Raw genomic sequence first — 18,410 nt, forward strand, 5'->3', positions numbered from 1 at the left:
TTTGCATTTGCTATGTTCTATTCTAACATATTTTTCGTATTAGTTCAAATGATTTATACTCCTAGAATTCACGATGTTTAAGTCATAATTAAGGGAATTTAGACCCCAGTTGTCGCCAACTTTTATTTCTACTTCAAGTGGTACAGAAATTTCTATTGCATTTTCCATTATATCTTTCATAAGTTTTGCTGTTTCTTGTACCTTTTCGTCTTCTACTTCAACCAGTAGTTCATCGTGAACCTGGAGGATTATTTTACCTACTTTTAATTGGTCAAAAAGCTGAATTGTCGCACGTTTTATTATATCAGCAGCGGTTCCTTGCAGTGGTGCGTTTATTGCTGCCCTTTCTGCAAATTGTCTTATATAAGGAATTGTATTGTTTATGTCTCTTACAAAGCATCTCCTGCCAAACAAAGTTTCTACATAACCATGCAATCTTGCGATAGACACTGTTTTTTCCATATAGGCCTTTATTTCTGGGTAACAGGAAAAATAGTAATTAATGTATTCAGCAGCTTCCGCAATGGTAATTCCAAGCCGCTTTGCAAGACCAAATGGGCTAATGCCATATATAATTCCAAAATTGATGGATTTTGCTTTGCGTCTTAATTGCTCATCTATTTCTTGCACTCCAAAAACTTGCCTTGCGGTGATCTCATGAATATCTTGTCCGTTTGCAAAAGCTTCTTTAAATGCTGCAACGTTTGCAACGTGTGCCAGGAGTCTTAATTCTATTTGCGAATAGTCAGCAGAAATTATCTTATGCCCTTTTGGCGCAATAAATGCTTGTCTGATAAGATTTCCCTCTTCGCTTCTGATAGGAATATTCTGTAAATTAGGATTGCTGGAGCTCAGCCTTCCAGTTGCAGTTGCAGTCGTTGAAAAGCTTGTGTGTATTCTACCATCAAGTGGATCAACTTGCTTTATTAATGCATCAGTGTAGGTGCCTTTTAATTTACTTAAATGTCGCCAATTTAAGATTTTACTTGCGATTTCTACCCCTTCTTCTTCGAGTGCCTCTAGAACTTCATAATTGGTGCTATACGATCCAGATTTTTTTGACTTTTTCTTTTTATTAAGCCCCATTTTGTTGAATAAAACATCACTTAATTGTTTTGGCGAAGCAATATTAAATCTTTCTCCTGCCAAATTATATATCTCATCTTCAAGCACGGCAATTACCTGCTGAAATTTATCGGACAGCTCCTGTAATTTTTGTATGTTCAGTAATATCCCATTTTTCTCCATATCAAATATTACTTTCATAAGTGGCTTATCGAAGCGCTCGTAAATTGTGAGCAATTTTTCCTGAAATAACCTTTGCTTTAGCTTTTCATGAATTGCTATTAAAGTTTTTGCCGAGAAAATTTCTGCATTTTCACTCAAATTATGCGCAACTATGTTTGGAATACTGTGATCATGCTTTCCTGTATCCAAGCTATACGACATTATCATCAAATCATCAACTGAATCTAGCATCTTCTCTACTGTAGGGAAGATTTTCCTGATCTCTTTAATGTTATGTATTATTTTAAGCACTCCATTTGAGAGCAAAGTTAAGTTAATTATAATGAGTGCATCTTGTATGCTGTCTTGCTCTATATAAAAAATATTACTTTCGCTATAAGATAGACTTAATACATTGTTTTCAAGGTGGTAATGAATTGCAATTTTGCCTTCATATCTACAATGCTCCAAAAATTTCTCTAACTCTTCACTACTATATTCTATTTTCTCTTTTGTGCTAGACCCATTATAGGAAAAAAGCTTTTCCACTTTCCCTATTAAGGAATTGAATTCATACTTCTTTAAAAAGGATAATAGTTTTTCCATATTTGGAGAATGGACTTCATATTTTGCAATATCATGTTGAAGGTCTACTTTTTCGCATAGTGATAAAAGTTCTCTTGAAATTAGAGCTTTTTCCTTATGTTCGGTGAGAATATTACGAATCCTCGTTTGCTCGATATTATCAATGTTCTCTATAATATTATTCAATGAATCAAATTCATCCAGTAATTTAGCTGCAGTCTTCGGACCTATTCCCGGAACGCCTGGAATGTTGTCAGATGCATCACCAGTTAGAGAAAATAAATCAAGAAGCTTGTTTGAATTTACACCAAATTTTTCTACTATTTGTTTTTCATCTATGTATATATTTTTAATAGGATCAAATATTAGAATATTGTAATTCAAAAGCTGGAACAAATCTTTATCTGATGAAACGACTACCACTTTAAAGTCTTGGTGGTTGGCGTATTTTGCAGCTAGTGTTGCAATTATATCATCTGCTTCATAACCTTCAATCTCTTCATAGCTGAGGTTAAAAGCTTCTACCGCTTCCCTCAGTATGGTGAACTGTGGAGTTAGATCCTCAGGAGGCGTTACTCTGTTCGCTTTGTACTCAGGATATAAATTGTGCCTAAAATTCTTTTTCCCTGCATCAAGTGCTATAGTTAAGTAGTCCGAATGGGCAATGTACTTAAGAACCATATTCAGAAAGCCATATACACCACCTATTGGCATTCCTGTTGTGGTAATTAAGTGAGGTAGTACATAGTAAGCTCTGAAAAGAAAACCATAGCCATCGATGATTGTGAAAGTTTTTTCTTTCATTGTAGATATTTATGCGTGCTTTTGATGGTCCACTATTTAGCTGAGAAAATCAAGTTTTTGTTTTTCTGCTTTTGAGCGTTGTAAGAGATTTTACCGAAAATAGCATTCATGATGGGGATGTACACATATGACCTTACCCAGAAAAAGTGGAGAGAAAGTGTGGAATGTTTTTTACAAAAAGAATGATGCATCAAATTGTTCTGGAATGCAATAGTTAATAGTGACGTTGTTTGTTATAAAAAATTTCTATGTATTCAAATATTGCAGTTCTAGTTTGTTGAGCAGAGTGTTGTGAAGTATCAATAAGTATTTCTCTTTTCAATGAGCTAAAGAAGCTTTCTGCAACAGAATTGTCGTAACAACAGCCTTTATTACTCATCTATATTCTTTACAGCTAAGAGATATTGATACCCTTGCGCAGTATATTGTGAACCTTGGTCACTGTGCAGCAGTAGATTTTTAACAGGTTTACGCCTATTAATGGCCATTAATAAAGAGTTCATAACCAATTGTTTATTTATTGCACTACTCATTAACTACCATACGTGAGAATTATTGCTGCCAAATATAGCCATCCCTCCTTGGTTTTGATGTAAGTAATCCCATACTTTATTTGGTTGATCAACAATAAAGTTTTGATCTAGTATATTGGGAGCTACAGCTCTATTATCTGTTTGTTGTTTTTTAATTTTAAACTTTCTTCTCAGTATAGCCCTGATGTCATTTTTCTGCATAATACTTTGCACCGTTTTCAAATTGCAACTTTTACCCAAAGCCTTCAATTCAGCATGAATTTTAGGAGCTCCATATCTACATTTAGAAACTTGATATATTTTTTGAATAGCTTCGAGTAGCTCTTTATTTGCTGATTCTCTACTGCTTATTTTTCTTGTGGTCCACTTATAGTAGCCACTAGCAGAAAATCCTACATAATTCCTGTACTTTATAGCAGTTACTATATAAAAAAATATTTTACTCTTTTTGACTGGCCAGGGCTTTTTTTTAAATGTCTCTTTCCCTTGTTACTCTTGCTTTGTAAATCAAACCTCTCTTTGTCATAAGGTGCTACATCTGGAAATGCATTTGCCGCCGACTTTTTTTCGTTGTGTTTCTTTATCCATTTTCCTAATAAACCACCCTTTATTCCTAAATCTCTTGCTATTTTTGTAATTGTTTGACCTGCCTTTCTTTGTTCATTTGCCAGTTTAACAGCTTCCAATTTGAATTCTGCCGTATATTCTCTTACCATTTCTAATCCTCCAAAATTTTATTTTACCCAAAAAAACTCTTTTCTTTCTCTCCACTTTTTCTGGGTAAGGTCACTATTTCTTAAGTAATTTACACTTCAGAGTTTATCTGCTTTAAAGTTTACTCTATTCTGTTTCAGCATTTGTCATAAATCCTTAATTATTTCTGACTTTTTAGTTCAGTTTTTAACCATTCTTTCCTTAACTTAATGGCAGTGACAATAAGCCTATCTATCATTCTGATGTGATTTCAGTTTTTTTTACATGCAAACTCTCTAATCCCACCTTGTAGTTAGGATAAATTAGAGAGACATTAAGATCTTTTTTAATTTTAACATTACTTACTCTTTTTGATCCTAAATAAAAACTCTGTGCATAATCTGGTAACTCAATTGGCTCTGGAGGGCTAACATTGAGAAGTTTGGCTGCATACATTATCACTTCAGATTGTGTAGTGGGTAAATCGTCTGCACAATTGTATATTTCACCAGGTTTTATGTTTTGCATGGAAGAAAATAAAATATTCGATATATCTTCAACGTGAATACGAGAAAAAAAATGCCCTTCTTTTTTCACATTTCTTGCTTTGCTAAGCTGCAAGTCAATTAACACGTTCCTACCAGGACCGTATATTCCAGCTAAACGAAAAATATGTACAGGCAATCTGCTATTCAGCCACTTCCTTTCAGATCTAAGGCGCTTTTCTCCTCTGATTTCTATAGGTTTTGTTTCAGATTCCTCATTCACCCAATTACCAGAGTGATCACCATAGACGCTAGTTGCAGACAAATAACCAAACCATTTAACATTTTGCAGGCAATCACCGTATCTCTCCACAACATCATCACCATCTGGAGGAATAGAAATTAAAACGTGCGTTGCGCTTTTAAGCAGATCTTGGCTAACCTTCTCATAATTAAAGAGGATTACATTTTGTATATCTTTACTTCTTGATGTGCCACTGACTTTCCAACCTAAGTTCAGTAATTTTTTCGATAAAAATTTAGCTACATATCCATAACCAAAGCAAAACAAGTGCATGAAAATTAATTTTTAAAATTCTTCTTGATAAATTCTACTCCTAATTTTATTCCCTCTTCATTAATAATATGCCCTAATGCATGAATTGGGTGTCCTTCAACATTTACTCCATTTTCTTTCAGAGCTTTAACCGCTAAGTCGAGGGACGAAAAAGGTACCACGTCGTCAGCATCACCATGGATAACACATATGTTAGGTTTTGACTTGATCTCTGGTGCAGTTTTTGAAGGTGAAAGAAATCTACCAGAGTATGCAACAACTGATGCACAGGATTGAGAGCGGGTGAGAGCTGTATGTATTGCAAGCATTGCTCCTTGAGAAAATCCAACTAAAGAAAGTTGCGTATCTTTTAAATTAAGCTCCTTTAATTTTGTATCAATGAAATGATTTACAATTGATGTAGCATTTTTTACTCCATTATATAGCGCTTCCTCACTACGATCTTCCAAGCTGAACCACTGATAACCATCACCTATTTCTCTTTCAAACGGAGCATTGGGTACTGCAAAATATGAACCCAGTAAAAACTTGCTCATAACTTTAGCAAGGTGAATGAAATTATCGCCACTTGAGCCCCAACCATGTAAAAAAATAATCAAATTTTTCTTATTTCCGCCTGCACAAATTTCTGGGCCTTTAAGTTCAATCATTTCTTTTCCTTTTGCATTTATATTTTTATTTAACACTAATTTTCAAATTTGTAAAAACCCATGTGCAATTATGTACACTAGCTCATAACTGTATGAACATTGCAATTTGCAGGCAATTCGCGTGGCAGATGAAAGTAGCTGACACTGGAATCCAGTTCTTATTACCTGGTGTAAAGTTAAGTTTCCTGGATTCCAGTGTCAAGCACTGGGATGACACCTCTGGGCACTGCCGTCATAAAGGAACCAGTGTCAGCTACTTTCATGGCATCAATAATTGACCTCGACTTACCGTCCAACTAGAAAGTTGTATATAGAATGACAGAAATCCAGATGTTATTTACTTACTTTCGATCTTTTCTATCAATTTTTTAACTAAGCCTCTTAGCTTTTTACTGGATTCATCAAGCTCTTGAATCTGCGAGCTGTGCTCTTTCATTAGTTCCTTATAGTTACCTCTTATGTAGTCAATCATTTCCTTCATCTGAGCAATCATCTTGTTAACATCCATACTGCCCAAATCAGGTATCATGCCAGGCATAGCCCCTTCTAACATACCACCAGCCATAAGCTGCTGAGACATTTGCATAAGTGGTTTTAAAGTCTGATTAAGCAATTCAGGATCCTTGGCTAATTTTTCTATTTGCTCTTTGCAAGTATCCATATACTGCTTCATAAATTCATCTTCTTGCCCTTTGTCTATCATAATTATAACCTACCTAAAAATACGTGTTCTTTATTATATATTATTTTAAAATTAAAAACAATACAAAATACCTGTCACAATTGCATTAATACTTTTTAAATAATAAAAAATGCTCCTTTGCTTATAAAGGGTCACATACCTTCTTTAACCATTCCTTATCTTTTACGCTATTTTCTAAGTTTTTATAGACAAATTGATGGTAGCCATTTATCCATTCAATTTCATCCTTAGTAAGCATTTGCACATTTATTAGTCTTCTATCATATGGAATAGAGGTCAGTTGTTTAAAGTTTAAGAAGCCGTTTTCTTGCCTGTCAACATATATCAGATTTTCAATTCTTATTCCATACTCTCCCGGAATGTAATAGCCAGGTTCGTTGGAAAGTATCATCCCTGGCGTGAGTTTCACTTTATTACTTTTTGATATTGCTTGTGGTCCTTCGTGTACTGATAGGTAACTTCCTACTCCATGCCCTGTACCATGCATATAGTCCATTCCAAATTTCCATAAATGCGTACGTGCTAATATATCCAATTCTCCACCAGTAGTGCCAGGAGGAAAGATGACACTTGCTATAGCAATGTGAGCTTTGAGTACTATTGTATAGTGGGTTATTTGTTCATCAGTTGGATTGCCAATTGCTACAGTTCTTGTCACATCAGTTGTGCCGTCAAGGTACTGGCCACCAGAGTCAATCAAATACAGTCCATCTTTCTGAATTACTTTATTCGTCTTACTGCTTGCACGATAGTGAATTATTGCCCCATTCTCATTAAATGCTGAAATTATTGGAAAACTTAGTTGCTTAAACAAATTCTGCTCTTTTCTGTATTCTAAAATCTTTTCTTCAGCTTCAAGTTCTGTACCAACATTATTTTCAAGCCAATATAGAAAATTTGTAACTGCCACTCCATCTCTGATATGCGCATTTATAGCCCCAGCTATTTCAGTTTGGTTTTTTGCTGCTTTATAAATTAGACAAGGATCTTCTCTCTCAGCTACCTGTTTATCTTTTATTACAGCCATGATACTCATTGGAGTTGTGCTTGGATCCATGACTATTGAATTTAGCTTGTGCAGCGAATTTTCTAGCTCACTAATATCAAAAATATTTATATGATTGCCTAAATTTGCTTCTATAGTTGAATGTTCTTTATCTTGAATAAACAAACCAACATTACCGCTTTTATACAATATAGCACGGCCCAATATACATGGAGTATATTTAGCATTTTCATTTCTTAAATTTAATAACCACGAAATTGAATTTGGATCAGTTAAAAGCACTGCTTCAGCTTCTTTATCTATACTTTTAGCGACTTTTTCACATTTGTCCTTACTACTTTCACCAGCATATTCAATAGAATGTAAAACCACTGCTTGTTTTCGATAGTCACTTTTTTTTCCAGCTAAACAGGGTATTAATTTACAGATATTCTCATACTTTCTTATATCTTCTATGGTAAAATATTGCAAATAATAACCTAGTGAGGCAGTCGATGTTAAGTTTGCTTTTATCCATTCGCGTGGATCCTCTTCTTGTATATTATATACTTGAAAATTGCCCCGATCGAGCTGATTGCGAGCTTGTGTGATATAGCGTCCATCCGTAAAAAATGGGCACTTGTTGTCTTTTGTAACGATAAGTAGCCCATTTGTTCCTGTAAAGCCACACAGCTTTGTTAGCTCCTCTGAATACTCATTTAAATATTCATCTTTAGTATGCAACATAAATGCATCAACGTTTATCTCGTGCATAAAAGAACGAAATTCTTCGATTTTTGACATAGAACACCTCATACAAAATTAGCAGCCACTTTCGTTTTCCTGTTTCTCAAATACACTAATATGCTCACTATCGCTGCAGGAGTGATGCCTTGTATTTGCTTTGCAATGCCAATCGTCGCTGGTTTTATCGTCTGCAACTTTTCTATTACTTCACTTGACAGGCCTTTAACTTGTGAATAGTTAAAATCAATTGGAATTTGAGTGTTAATTTCCTCTCGTAAAAACTTCATATCCGCTTCTTGTCTTATTAGATAAGGTTTGTATTTTGCTTCAATTTCAACCGCTTCGCATATTTCATTCTTAGTTATGCTACCCATTGCGGTGCCATCCCAGCGCGTGATGCTGCTTAACTCCGGCCATATTTCTTGTAATTTATTCCAGTCGATGTTTGGATAGCTAAGTAAATCTAGTGCCGTTTTTCTTATCCCATCATAAGATATTTTGATACCATAAGACCTAAGCTGCTCAGGAGTAATCGTCAGACTCCCTAACTTCTCTTCAAGCTGCTTAATGGATTCAAGTTTATTCTGTAAAACAGAGTATCTCTCATGCGAAACAAGGGAAATATCATAACCTTTTTGTGTTAATCTTCTATCTGCATTGTCTGACCTGATAGCTAGCCTATATTCTGCACGTGAGGTAAATAATCTATAAGGTTCGATCACCCCTTTGGTGACTAGATCATCTATCATTACGCCGATATATGAGTCTGTGCGATGAAGAACAAAGCTTTCTTTTTTTTCAGATGCAGAGAGTGCTGCATTAATTCCGGCAATAATTCCTTGCCCTGCTGCTTCTTCATATCCAGTAGTGCCATTAATTTGGCCAGCAAAATATAGGCCTTTAATTTTCTTAGTTTCAAGAGTATGGCTTAGTTCTCGTGGATCAATATAGTCATACTCAACTGCATATCCAGGTCTTAGTATTTCTGCATTTTCAAGTCCCTTGATACTCTTTATCATTTCACACTGCACTTCAATAGGCAATGAATTTGAAATTCCGTTCGGGTATATAGTATCATCATTCAAGCCCTCTGGTTCTAAAAATATTTGATGACTACTTTTTTCTGCGAATTTTTTAACCTTAGTTTCAATGGATGGGCAGTATCTTGGTGCTATAATATCATCCAAATACGAAGAAGCTGACCTGTGCAGATTCTCTCTAATTATTTTATGCGTGTTTTCATTAGTATGGGTAATAAAGCATGATACCTGAGGTTGATTAATTTTTTCTGTTAAGTAAGAAAACGGCACAGGTGGATTATCACCCACTTGTTCTTGCAATATTGACCAGTTTATAGTGCCACGATCAAGCCTTGGCGGAGTTCCGGTACGCAATCTACCTAATTTAAAATTATATTTCTTCAACGTATTTGCAAGTTCTACGGCAGGCTTATCTCCCATTCTCCCTGAAGGAGTTACCTGCTCTCCTATATGAATCACACCCCGCAGAAAAGTCCCTGTAGTTAGAACGACTTTACTTGTCAGTATATGCTCCCCTGAGCTTGTTATTACAGCTTTAATGCACAATTCTCCATTGTTATTACTCTCTATAAGAAAATCGTCAACCGACTCTTCTTTTACCGTCAAATTATTATAATTTAGAATAATTTCCTGTATTGCTTGCTTGTATAATTTTCGGTCTGCCTGTGCACGCGGGCCCCATACTGCTGCACCTCTGCTGCTATTTAAAATGACTGAGTGTATACTTGCTTGATCGATTGCTCTTCCCATTATTCCATCAAGAGCGTCAACTTCCCTGACTACAACGCCCTTTGCAACTCCTCCGATTGCTGGATTGCAGGACATTTCCCCTATAGTTGAAATTTTATGAGTTATAAGCAGCGTGTTTGCACCAAGGCGAGCTGCTGCAGCAGCAGCTTCGCACCCTGCATGACCACCACCTACTACTACTACATCATATTTATGCATGCCTTCTTGAGTAATTCTTACTCTACTAATATTCTAACTATTAGCGGTTAATGTCAAATTTTACAGTAATTAACTATTTCAATCATCAGTGGCCAATGTATAGCTAACTCACGTCATACCGTCACGGTATCTCTAGATCCCGCTAACAAGCAGCGGGATGACGGTTTTTCAAATTATCGGGTTTTAGTGGGGCGAGCGACCAGGATCGAACTGGCGACATTCAGTACCACAAACTGACGCTCTACCAACTGAGCTACGCCCGCCAAGATATAAAATTTCTAACATAAGAGCGCAAATAGTCAATTGATTATTTAACTCTCCTTTTGCAGAGGGTTTTAAGTTTAGCCAATAAATATTTTCATTGATACTTTTACCATTATAGTTAATTGTATTGACACTAATGAAGTAGTGGTATGTTTAAAAGTATTTTCACATTTAGTTTTTTTACGGCTATTTCAAGGATCTCAGGGTTAATAAGAGATGTATTGATTGCTACGGTTATTGGTGCGAACTCTCTTGCAGACATATTTTTTTCTTCGTTTCGTTTTGCCAATCTATTTCGAGCATTTTTTGCAGAAGGAGCGTTCACTACCTCATTCATACCATTATATTCGACAGAATCATATGATAATAAAAAGGCATTTAATTTTGCAAGTAGTGTAATATCCATTACGTTTATTATCTTAGTAATTTTTTGCCTTATCATGCAAACTTTCTCCCCTTATATGATTCAAATTTTTGCTCCTGGATTTGACCAAAGTAAGTTTACCCTTACTGTTACTTTATCAAGAATTATGATGCCCTACATAATCTTTGTTTCAATTGCATCACTTATTGGTGGAATGCTGCAAGTAAAGCAGCATTTTGCTTCAACAGCTATTGCACCAATCGTTTTGAATCTCTGTTTAATCATCAGTTTGTTTGTGCCTTACGTAAAAACTCCAGCGCACAACCTTTCTATAGCTGTCCTTATAGGAGGAATTTTCCAGCTACTTTTGATACTATTTAGTGCATACAAGTTAAAGGCAGCTTTTTCTTTTAGCCTTGAATTAAGCAATGAAGTAAGGTTATTTTTTAAGCGTGTGATACCTGCAATTATCAACAATTGTGTAACTCAAATAAGCTTATGGATTGATACAATCATGGCGAGTTTTATACCAAATGCGGTGTCCTATATATATTATGCCGATAGACTAAATCAACTACCGCAGGGAATAATCGGTACTGCAATTGGTACAGTGCTTCTTCCTTTAATTTCAAAACAGGTGGATAATACTGAAAATATAGTCAAAATACAGAACAAGGCTCTCAACATAGGATTAATGTTAATTATGCCAACAACTGCTGCCTTTATCATTATTCCCGACATAATTTTACTTACGCTTTTTTCTTACGGCCGGTTTGATCATTATGCAGTGCAGCAAACTGTTCCCACTTTAATAGCATTTTCTCTTTCTTTACCTGCATTTATTATAAATAAAGTATTGCTACCTACATTTTTTGCTAAAGGCAATCTGAAAATACCAACCATATTTTCGCTAATGTGTCTTGGAATTAATGTAGTGCTAAACCTTTTGTTAATGAACGAGTATCAGCATACGGGGATTGCTATTGCTACTTCTGTTTCCACTTGGATAAACTCTATTCTATTAATTAGTTATTTAACAATAAATAAAATGTATAAGGTTAGCCAAGCGTTATTGTTAAATGTCATGAAAATTTTTGTAGCAACGGCAGTCATGTCAATAGCCCTTTATATTTTTAATTCTTTGTTGGCAGGATTATTTTTTGATAAAATGTTGGCTCGTATTGTTTATTTAACGACTTTAATAGCTTTGAGTGTTATTGTTTATTTTGGTATTCTCTATTTAATATTTAAGGGAAACTTTAAGCATGTGTAAATTATGAGACTTTCTTTATATGCTATATTATCAATCTCACTGCTATTAATTCTCATGCATGTTGCTGCAACTTTTAAGGATTGGAGTGGCTACAGGAAATATATCATAAAAGAGTTAGAGAAGACGTATGATGCTAAAGTGCATATTGGGGGAAAAATTAAAGTTTCGTTGATTACCCCAAAGCTCACTATTTATAATGTATACGTACAATACAACGAAAATAAAGAGCAAAAGTTGTCAGATTTAATTAGTGTAAGAAAAATTGAAATAAGGCCATCGTTCCTATCGTTGTTTTTATTTTCGTTGCAACCAAAGTCAATCACATTGTTTGGCATGAAAAGCAACAAAGAAAATTTACTTAATATTATAAATACAAACGCCAGTGGTAACACAGTCGATATAGTAATAAAAGACAGCCAAGTAAGTTTCAAGAATGATTTCGCTGATATTGTTAACATAAAGGAAGTTGCTGTAAAAAAAAATAAGCAGTTTTTTGGTAAAGTAAAGGTAGGTGATAATAATTACGATTTTTCAGGAAAGGTTAATATCACAAAAAGGAATGTACACATTAGTGTTGAATCAAATTTTGTAAATTTGCTATTTACAGGTAATAGAAATCAAGAAGAACTCCAGGGTAATTTAACATTAACAATTAATAACAGTTCCGGTTCTGTGAGTGATTTAGCAAAAATCATTAATCTTAGCTTTCTCTCTTGTGTTATTCCTAGCGAAAATATCAAGATATCATCCAATATAAGTCTTAATGAAAGTGAGTTTACGGCAACTGACTTAAAAATTGATTCCAAAAGCATGCAAGCCAGCGGTACAATACAAAATGATAGAAAAGGCAATCACACTAATTTCAATATTAGCTTCAGTAAAGTTGATTTAGATTCCATACAAAATGATTCACAAAGAACAATGAATATGAAGGATCTTCTGGAATGTTTTAGAGCAGTTGTGCCAAAGAACTTGAGCTTAAATTTTAATATGGAAGCTTCTAACATTCAATATCAAAACAAAATATTGGACAATTTCCGTGCTGTACTAAAATCCACTGATGGCAAAGTAAAAGTTAATACGCTTCTTAAATTTCCTGGAATCAATAATATATCTTACTTATCAGGAGAGATCTCAAACAATAATGTCCTATCTGAATTCAACGGTGATTTATTAGTCGAAGGAAATGATTTTGAGTCATTCATTTCATGTTTTTTCCCTTCTATAAAGATGAAAGAAAACCAGAAAAATCAATTTACACTAAGTTCTAAACTGCACCTTGCACCAAGAATATTATCTATCTCAGACATTAGACTGCTAAATAATAAGGAATCCTTGCAAGGATCAATTAGAGTAAGCCACACAAAAAAACGCAGTGTGATCGATGGTGAATTTAGCATGCATAATCTTGATGCAGATAAATATGATCATTCATTATTTAGCAGTTTACCTAAAATGCAATGGCTGAAAAATTTTCAGTATGATACAAATATAAAGGCCCGTGTTAATAACCTTACATTGAATGATACGAAAATTAAAAATTTGGATTTTTTGCTGAAAATGGAAAAAGGTAAGCTAGTTGCAGATAAAATAAAACTATCTGGAGAAGATTTCGATATTACCGGTAATGCAAAAATATTAGCAGATCAAAAATACGCCAAACCTTTATTAGATGTTAACCTTACGGGCAGTAAATTTAATGGAAAAATTATTACATTACCAAATTTAGTAGAGACGAAAAGAAATTCAAGAAATGAGATAGATCAAATTCAATGGTCAACAAAGCAGCTTGATTTTTTGGATGATAAAGAAGGCTTTGATGCAAATGTGCAAATCAATACTGCAGAATTTAAAACCGAGCAGAATGTTTTAAAAGATTTTAATTTGGATGCGGTAATGAGAAACAACACTATCACTATCAGGCAGGCAAGTTACGTATTAGAACGCGGGCAAGTGTTTTTTCAGGGTTATTTAAGATCAGACTCAATAAATACAAGATTTTCTATTGTAAATTTGGACACTAAAAAGATTGGTAAGGTTATAGGAATTGACAATGTAAATGGTCAGGTAAGCTTAAATGGTGAAATCAAAACTCAAGGAAAAAGTTTTCATGATTGGGCTAGTAACTTATCAGGAGATGTAAACTTACAAGCGCAAGGAATAGAAGTTACTAATGTAGATTTCAATTCATTTATCACTAATTTGTTAAGCAGTAAGAATAAATCTGAAATTTCCACACTTGCTTATATTGATATATATAATGGTAAAACATTTTTTGAAAATATTAGCGGAAAAGCAAGTATTAAGAGTGGTATATGTTCAACTAGTTTACAGTTCGGGATTGATCAAGCATCAGGGTCGATCTCTTCTAATTTAACCTTATCTAACTTCGCTTTAGCTTCTATATTCAGGTTCTTTTTCATTCCACCAGGCTATAGTAATCCAATCTATATCGATATGCATTTGGATGGCCCTATTTGGCGTCCTAAGATGAGTTTTGATGTAGACCAAATCTTCACCGCTTTAGTCAGCAAGAGAAATGGTTGATTTACTTAGGCGTACGGTTTAGGGGACAATGAACTCATCTGAACGGATACAAACTTAACCTAACTCATCACCACCTGGCAGTGGTGGCAAGCCAAATGCTTCTCTCTTTTCGTTGAGCGTCATGAAGCTTGCGTTTTCTACGTATTTCCACAACTTTTGTCTTTTTTCCATGAGAATTTCTATTGCATCTTTGTCATACGACAAGCACAGATCTTCACCAAATCTTGGTATCAGCCAAGAATTCAGGTGACAGATAATATTTTCTAGCGTTGGTAAAACCGTCTGCTCCCAGAGGGATAAGCGTGCTTCGACTAAATTGCTATAAGTGTTATCACCCGGTATGCCAAGCAATTGCGGTGGAACGCCAAAAGCTAGCGCAATATCACGAGCTGAGCTGTGTTTGGACTCAATAAAATCCATATCCCTTGGCGATAAGCTCATTTCTTTCCACTCCAAGCCTCCTTCAAGCAATATCGGTCTTCCAGCGTTTATAGAACCTGAATAATGATCATTTATCTGCGCTTTTAAGCGTTGGTACTGCTCTTGACTTAAACTTCCACCACTTCCATCTTTTGCTGATTTTACAACTATTGCACCACTTGGTCTTGCTCCGTTTTGCAACATCGCTTGATTCCAAGCACCCGCCTGATTATGTTGATCTATGCTATATGCAGCTGCCTCAATTGGTGATAACCCATACCAATCATTCAAAGGATTAAAGGTCTTTAAGTGCAACACTGCTGAACATCCAGTTAGTTTATCAACTTTAAAGTCATAACTGTTGTTATTTATGGTATAACGATAGATATAAGGAACGTTATTTCTCCCTGGAACAATTTCAACCCTATCGGGGCGCAGAAGATAAAGCTCTGTTGGTGGTTTTCTACTATTCTGTGACTCAACCATCAATATATAAGAATTGCCGTTAACTAACCGATAAGTTACAATCCCCTCAATAAATTCCGATTTTGATGTCATTGGATTAGGAGAATAAAGTAATTTCAGTAATGGATGGGCTTTTAATTGCGATTTTCCCTGTTCAGTAAGCTGGCAGAGAGTAAAAGGTACCGAAGATGCAGCACTTGCAATCATATTAATTGCTCGAAAGGCAATAACATTTTTTATGTAACCTTCCTCAGCAAAACTTACATAATCACGCTTACTCCAACTTGGCTCCATCATTAGCTGCAAAGCAGAATATTTAGTAAATACTGCGCTTTTTTTTCTTTGAAAAATATTGAGATTCATATATGCCTCCTAAAAAATTGAATTTGTGGTAGAATTATATCAATTGGTGTCACAGGAAGGATATACTAACGTACGAACATTATGTTTGAGAGCAATCTCTACACAATAGTTAAATGGCAGGCACAATAAGGGGTAGCAAAAAGAATGAACTTTTTTTTTGAGCTGAGCGAAGCCACCTAAGGTAGAAAATGAATCAGGAAGGAGTAAAAATATATTTAATATTTATATGATGTACTTACTTATAAATATCTTTTCTGTGTCCTATCTCTGTGATAACCACTTCATATTTTATAATATTTACGGAATAGATAACGCGATAATCACCTACCCTTAATCTTCTTTGTCCTTTAAATCTGTAATATAATGGCTCACCAAGGTTAATGGGATCAACTGTAAGGCGCTTATTTATCGCATTTATGATCCTTAATCTTATTGTTTTTGGAAGAGCTGGAAGGTCTTTCTCAAGAACGCTTTCTATGAAGATAATATTGTATTCCAGTCTACATCCTCACTTCTAATTTTCTTTACACCTGAAACATTACGTTTAGCAGCACGCTCAATTAGTATTTTATCTTCCTCATTTTCAATTGCTTCTTGTATTAGCTTCTCTGTTAGTTCTTTAATGGACTTATTTCTTATTTTAGCCAGTCCAGCAAGACACTCTGAAATTTCGTTGTTGAAAGTTATGCTAAATTTTGAGTTTGCCATATATTTTACCTAAAATCTACTAATAATTATACAACATTTTTCTGAATTTTTCAATAAAAAAAGTTGCCTATACGTAAAGAGGACCTGTGTTGACAAATAATTAAACATTTGTCATGTACTATGTTTGTTAAGGAGAAATAGCACAGAAGTTAGTATTAAGTATATTAGGAATAAGAAAGGCTGCGCCCAGTGTCACACACTGGAATAACAGGAAAAAACGAACTGCTATACTAAAAAAAAAGAAATAGAATATGACAGAATGGCTAATATCTAATCAGCTTATTGATTATAACTGTGCTGTAAAATCCATGGAAGAGAAAATTCAACAAATTCACAATAATTCAGCAGACGAATTGGTATGGCTACTCCAGCACCCTCCACTTTATACTGCAGGAATCAGTGCAACAGCTGATGATATTGTTGAAAAACTATTTCCCATATATAAAACAGGAAGGGGTGGTAAACACACATATCATGGTCCAGGACAGCGCATTATATATTTAATGTTAAACCTTAAAAAAAGAAACAAATGCGATATAAAGCTATATATTAGAGATCTAAGTAAGTGGATCATAAATGTTTTAAAGCAATTTAATATACTTGGAGAGTTTAGAGAAGATAGAATAGGCATTTGGGTAAACCATAACGGAGTAGAAAAAAAAATTGCAGCTTTTGGTATTCGCTTAAGAAAATGGGTAACTTATCATGGCATAGCGCTTAACGTCTTTCCAGACCTCTCTCACTATAAGGGTATTATTCCTTGTGGGTTGCAAGATTATGGCGTCACGTCAATGGAAGAACTAGGAGTGAAAGTTCCACTCTCTGAATTGGATGATATACTAAAAAAAGAGTTTTATAAGATATTTTAATGATTGTTTATCTTTTATATTTCATTCTCACTTTATGTGCTAACACAGGTATTCATGCAATGGACCAAGTTGATATTATTGCTCCTTCCTCCAAGGGAAAAGAATCAGACCTGACTACCATAAAAGAATATGTAGAAGCTTTGGATTTTAATCCCCATATTTCGGAGAAAATATATAGTAATGATAATCCATTTTATTCCAACTCTGATGAATTCAGAGCAAATGATTTGATTAGTGCACTAACCGGTGATAGTAAAATAATTTGGTGTATCAGAGGAGGAGAAGGGGCTTCTCGGTTAATTCCCTATCTAGAAAAGTTACCCAATGATAAAAAAGAAAGGATTGCTCAAAACAAAAAGATCCTCATAGGCTATAGCGATATAACTGCCTTGCACATCCATCTACAAGCTAAATATGATTGGCAAACTCTTCACGGCACCATGTTGGAAATGATAGTAAATAACTCCGTTTCTGAAAGCTCTGTTGAAAAATTGAAAGAGTTAATTCTTAACAAGCGGGATTCTATCAGATTTGATAACCTAAAGACGATAAATAATGGCATTAGACTAAAAGATGGCAGATTAGAGTCTAAAATCATCGGTGGTAATATGACTTTAGTTGAAAACAGTATAGGAACTGTTTGGCAAATAAATGCGAAAGGTAAAATTCTATTTTTAGAGGACATAAGAGTCTACCCATACGCAATAGAGCGCAGTTTAGATCACCTAAAACAAGCTCACATCTTTGATGGAGTACATGCAGTAATCTTTGGGGATTTCGTTAACTGCTATAACGATAACCTTGTTGAAGTTGTAAAAGAAAGGTTTGCAAAAAGTGTTAACTTTCCTGTATTTACTATGAAAGGGGTAGGCCATGGACATACAAATGATCCTTTACCTTTTAACACTCACGCTATTATTAGCGTTCAAGACGAAAAAGAAGGTTTGTTTTTTATGGACGTGCAGAATGTTAGCTAATCTTATAGCTAACGCGAGCTCTACGTCATACCGCCGCAGTATCTCTTAGCCGCTAACACGTACTTAACCGTCATACCGCGATTCATTCGCGGTATCTCATCCGCTAACAAGAGATCCCGCTAACATGTAGCGGGATGACGAATTGCTTAACCGTCATTCCGCCGCAGACCGTCATACCGCCGC

Annotated in this window: 18 protein-coding genes and 1 tRNA gene; 5 read left to right on the forward strand and 14 right to left on the reverse strand. The window is 34.9% G+C overall.

What is annotated here, in order from left to right:
• Positions 1-39: 39 nt before the first annotated feature.
• From polA to ACICPZ_RS01595, 7 genes are all read right to left on the reverse strand, one after another.
• On the reverse strand, positions 40-2,616 hold the full coding sequence (gene polA / locus ACICPZ_RS01565) for a DNA polymerase I (protein ID WP_264373728.1): 2,577 nt from the start codon (positions 2,614-2,616) through the stop codon (positions 40-42).
• A 214-nt stretch (positions 2,617-2,830) separates the two neighbouring features.
• Positions 2,831-2,995: an IS3 family transposase gene (locus ACICPZ_RS01570; protein WP_010082072.1), complete on the reverse strand. Its 165-nt coding sequence runs from the start codon at positions 2,993-2,995 to the stop codon at positions 2,831-2,833.
• Positions 2,988-3,149 carry a DDE-type integrase/transposase/recombinase gene (locus ACICPZ_RS01575; RefSeq protein WP_010082071.1) on the reverse strand — a complete coding sequence of 54 codons (162 nt, stop codon included), beginning with the start codon at positions 3,147-3,149 and terminating at the stop codon, positions 2,988-2,990. The genes ACICPZ_RS01570 and ACICPZ_RS01575 overlap by 8 nt, the downstream gene beginning before the upstream one ends.
• Positions 3,150-3,152: 3 nt before the next feature.
• Positions 3,153-3,587, reverse strand: coding sequence for an IS3 family transposase (locus tag ACICPZ_RS01580; protein ID WP_144078574.1), 435 nt, complete (start codon positions 3,585-3,587; stop codon positions 3,153-3,155).
• Positions 3,572-3,865, reverse strand: coding sequence for a transposase (locus ACICPZ_RS01585; protein WP_010082069.1), 294 nt, complete (start codon positions 3,863-3,865; stop codon positions 3,572-3,574). The genes ACICPZ_RS01580 and ACICPZ_RS01585 overlap by 16 nt, the downstream gene beginning before the upstream one ends.
• 232 nt (positions 3,866-4,097) lie before the next feature.
• Entirely contained in the window at positions 4,098-4,904 is an 807-nt protein-coding gene (locus ACICPZ_RS01590) for an SDR family oxidoreductase (protein ID WP_209472450.1), read from the reverse strand.
• 5 nt (positions 4,905-4,909) lie between these two features.
• On the reverse strand, positions 4,910-5,554 hold the full coding sequence (locus ACICPZ_RS01595) for an alpha/beta hydrolase (protein WP_015589325.1): 645 nt from the start codon (positions 5,552-5,554) through the stop codon (positions 4,910-4,912).
• A 92-nt stretch (positions 5,555-5,646) separates the two neighbouring features.
• Between ACICPZ_RS01595 and ACICPZ_RS01600 the strand changes: the two genes are divergently transcribed.
• Entirely contained in the window at positions 5,647-5,832 is a 186-nt protein-coding gene (locus ACICPZ_RS01600; protein WP_264711441.1) for a hypothetical protein, read from the forward strand.
• Between the two features lie 59 nt (positions 5,833-5,891).
• Here the strand turns inward: ACICPZ_RS01600 and ACICPZ_RS01605 are convergent, their stop codons facing one another.
• From ACICPZ_RS01605 to ACICPZ_RS01620, 4 genes are all read right to left on the reverse strand, one after another.
• A complete protein-coding gene (locus ACICPZ_RS01605) occupies positions 5,892-6,257 on the reverse strand; it encodes a hypothetical protein (protein WP_264373731.1) in 366 nt (121 codons plus the stop codon).
• Between the two features lie 121 nt (positions 6,258-6,378).
• A complete protein-coding gene (locus tag ACICPZ_RS01610) occupies positions 6,379-8,046 on the reverse strand; it encodes an aminopeptidase P family protein (protein ID WP_264374067.1) in 1,668 nt (555 codons plus the stop codon).
• Between the two features lie 8 nt (positions 8,047-8,054).
• Positions 8,055-9,977: a tRNA uridine-5-carboxymethylaminomethyl(34) synthesis enzyme MnmG gene (gene mnmG / locus ACICPZ_RS01615; protein ID WP_264329469.1), complete on the reverse strand. Its 1,923-nt coding sequence runs from the start codon at positions 9,975-9,977 to the stop codon at positions 8,055-8,057.
• 187 nt (positions 9,978-10,164) lie between these two features.
• Positions 10,165-10,240, reverse strand: a tRNA-His gene (locus ACICPZ_RS01620).
• A 150-nt stretch (positions 10,241-10,390) separates the two neighbouring features.
• Here ACICPZ_RS01620 and murJ point away from each other — a divergent pair.
• Together murJ and ACICPZ_RS01630 are read left to right on the forward strand one after the other, a co-directional pair.
• Positions 10,391-11,878, forward strand: a complete 1,488-nt coding sequence (gene murJ, locus ACICPZ_RS01625; RefSeq protein ID WP_010962984.1) for a murein biosynthesis integral membrane protein MurJ — start codon at positions 10,391-10,393, stop codon at positions 11,876-11,878.
• A 3-nt stretch (positions 11,879-11,881) separates the two neighbouring features.
• Positions 11,882-14,425 carry an AsmA-like C-terminal region-containing protein gene (locus ACICPZ_RS01630; protein ID WP_264373732.1) on the forward strand — a complete coding sequence of 848 codons (2,544 nt, stop codon included), beginning with the start codon at positions 11,882-11,884 and terminating at the stop codon, positions 14,423-14,425.
• Positions 14,426-14,479: 54 nt separating this feature from the next.
• Here ACICPZ_RS01630 and ACICPZ_RS01635 read toward each other — a convergent pair whose 3' ends face one another.
• From ACICPZ_RS01635 to ACICPZ_RS01645, 3 genes are all read right to left on the reverse strand, one after another.
• Positions 14,480-15,673, reverse strand: a complete 1,194-nt coding sequence (locus tag ACICPZ_RS01635) for a phage portal protein (protein ID WP_038199282.1) — start codon at positions 15,671-15,673, stop codon at positions 14,480-14,482.
• A 235-nt stretch (positions 15,674-15,908) separates the two neighbouring features.
• A complete protein-coding gene (locus ACICPZ_RS01640; protein WP_080717643.1) occupies positions 15,909-16,172 on the reverse strand; it encodes a type II toxin-antitoxin system RelE family toxin in 264 nt (87 codons plus the stop codon).
• Positions 16,148-16,381, reverse strand: a complete 234-nt coding sequence (locus tag ACICPZ_RS01645) for a DUF6290 family protein (protein ID WP_010081986.1) — start codon at positions 16,379-16,381, stop codon at positions 16,148-16,150. The genes ACICPZ_RS01640 and ACICPZ_RS01645 overlap by 25 nt, the downstream gene beginning before the upstream one ends.
• 251 nt (positions 16,382-16,632) lie before the next feature.
• Here ACICPZ_RS01645 and lipB point away from each other — a divergent pair, with 251 nt between their 5' ends.
• Positions 16,633-17,250 carry a lipoyl(octanoyl) transferase LipB gene (lipB, locus tag ACICPZ_RS01650; protein ID WP_141456645.1) on the forward strand — a complete coding sequence of 206 codons (618 nt, stop codon included), beginning with the start codon at positions 16,633-16,635 and terminating at the stop codon, positions 17,248-17,250.
• Positions 17,250-18,227, forward strand: a complete 978-nt coding sequence (locus ACICPZ_RS01655; protein ID WP_264373733.1) for an LD-carboxypeptidase — start codon at positions 17,250-17,252, stop codon at positions 18,225-18,227. Before lipB ends, ACICPZ_RS01655 begins: the two co-directional genes overlap by 1 nt.
• Positions 18,228-18,410: the final 183 nt, after the last annotated feature.

The organism is Wolbachia endosymbiont (group A) of Melitta haemorrhoidalis, assembly GCF_964273365.1.
Classification (GTDB): Bacteria; Pseudomonadota; Alphaproteobacteria; order Rickettsiales; family Anaplasmataceae; genus Wolbachia; species Wolbachia pipientis.

Coding starts and splice junctions, on each gene's coding strand:
- polA (WP_264373728.1), bottom strand. CDS start 2,616: ATGAAAGAAAAAACTTTCACAATCATCGATGGCTATGGTTTTCTTTTC.
- ACICPZ_RS01570 (WP_010082072.1), bottom strand. CDS start 2,995: ATGAGTAATAAAGGCTGTTGTTACGACAATTCTGTTGCAGAAAGCTTC.
- ACICPZ_RS01575 (WP_010082071.1), bottom strand. CDS start 3,149: ATGAGTAGTGCAATAAATAAACAATTGGTTATGAACTCTTTATTAATG.
- ACICPZ_RS01585 (WP_010082069.1), bottom strand. CDS start 3,865: ATGGTAAGAGAATATACGGCAGAATTCAAATTGGAAGCTGTTAAACTG.
- ACICPZ_RS01590 (WP_209472450.1), bottom strand. CDS start 4,904: ATGCACTTGTTTTGCTTTGGTTATGGATATGTAGCTAAATTTTTATCG.
- ACICPZ_RS01595 (WP_015589325.1), bottom strand. CDS start 5,554: ATGATTGAACTTAAAGGCCCAGAAATTTGTGCAGGCGGAAATAAGAAA.
- ACICPZ_RS01600 (WP_264711441.1), top strand. CDS start 5,647: ATGAACATTGCAATTTGCAGGCAATTCGCGTGGCAGATGAAAGTAGCT.
- ACICPZ_RS01605 (WP_264373731.1), bottom strand. CDS start 6,257: ATGATAGACAAAGGGCAAGAAGATGAATTTATGAAGCAGTATATGGAT.
- ACICPZ_RS01610 (WP_264374067.1), bottom strand. CDS start 8,046: ATGTCAAAAATCGAAGAATTTCGTTCTTTTATGCACGAGATAAACGTT.
- mnmG (WP_264329469.1), bottom strand. CDS start 9,977: ATGCATAAATATGATGTAGTAGTAGTAGGTGGTGGTCATGCAGGGTGC.
- murJ (WP_010962984.1), top strand. CDS start 10,391: ATGTTTAAAAGTATTTTCACATTTAGTTTTTTTACGGCTATTTCAAGG.
- ACICPZ_RS01630 (WP_264373732.1), top strand. CDS start 11,882: ATGAGACTTTCTTTATATGCTATATTATCAATCTCACTGCTATTAATT.
- ACICPZ_RS01635 (WP_038199282.1), bottom strand. CDS start 15,673: ATGAATCTCAATATTTTTCAAAGAAAAAAAAGCGCAGTATTTACTAAA.
- ACICPZ_RS01645 (WP_010081986.1), bottom strand. CDS start 16,381: ATGGCAAACTCAAAATTTAGCATAACTTTCAACAACGAAATTTCAGAG.
- lipB (WP_141456645.1), top strand. CDS start 16,633: ATGACAGAATGGCTAATATCTAATCAGCTTATTGATTATAACTGTGCT.
- ACICPZ_RS01655 (WP_264373733.1), top strand. CDS start 17,250: ATGATTGTTTATCTTTTATATTTCATTCTCACTTTATGTGCTAACACA.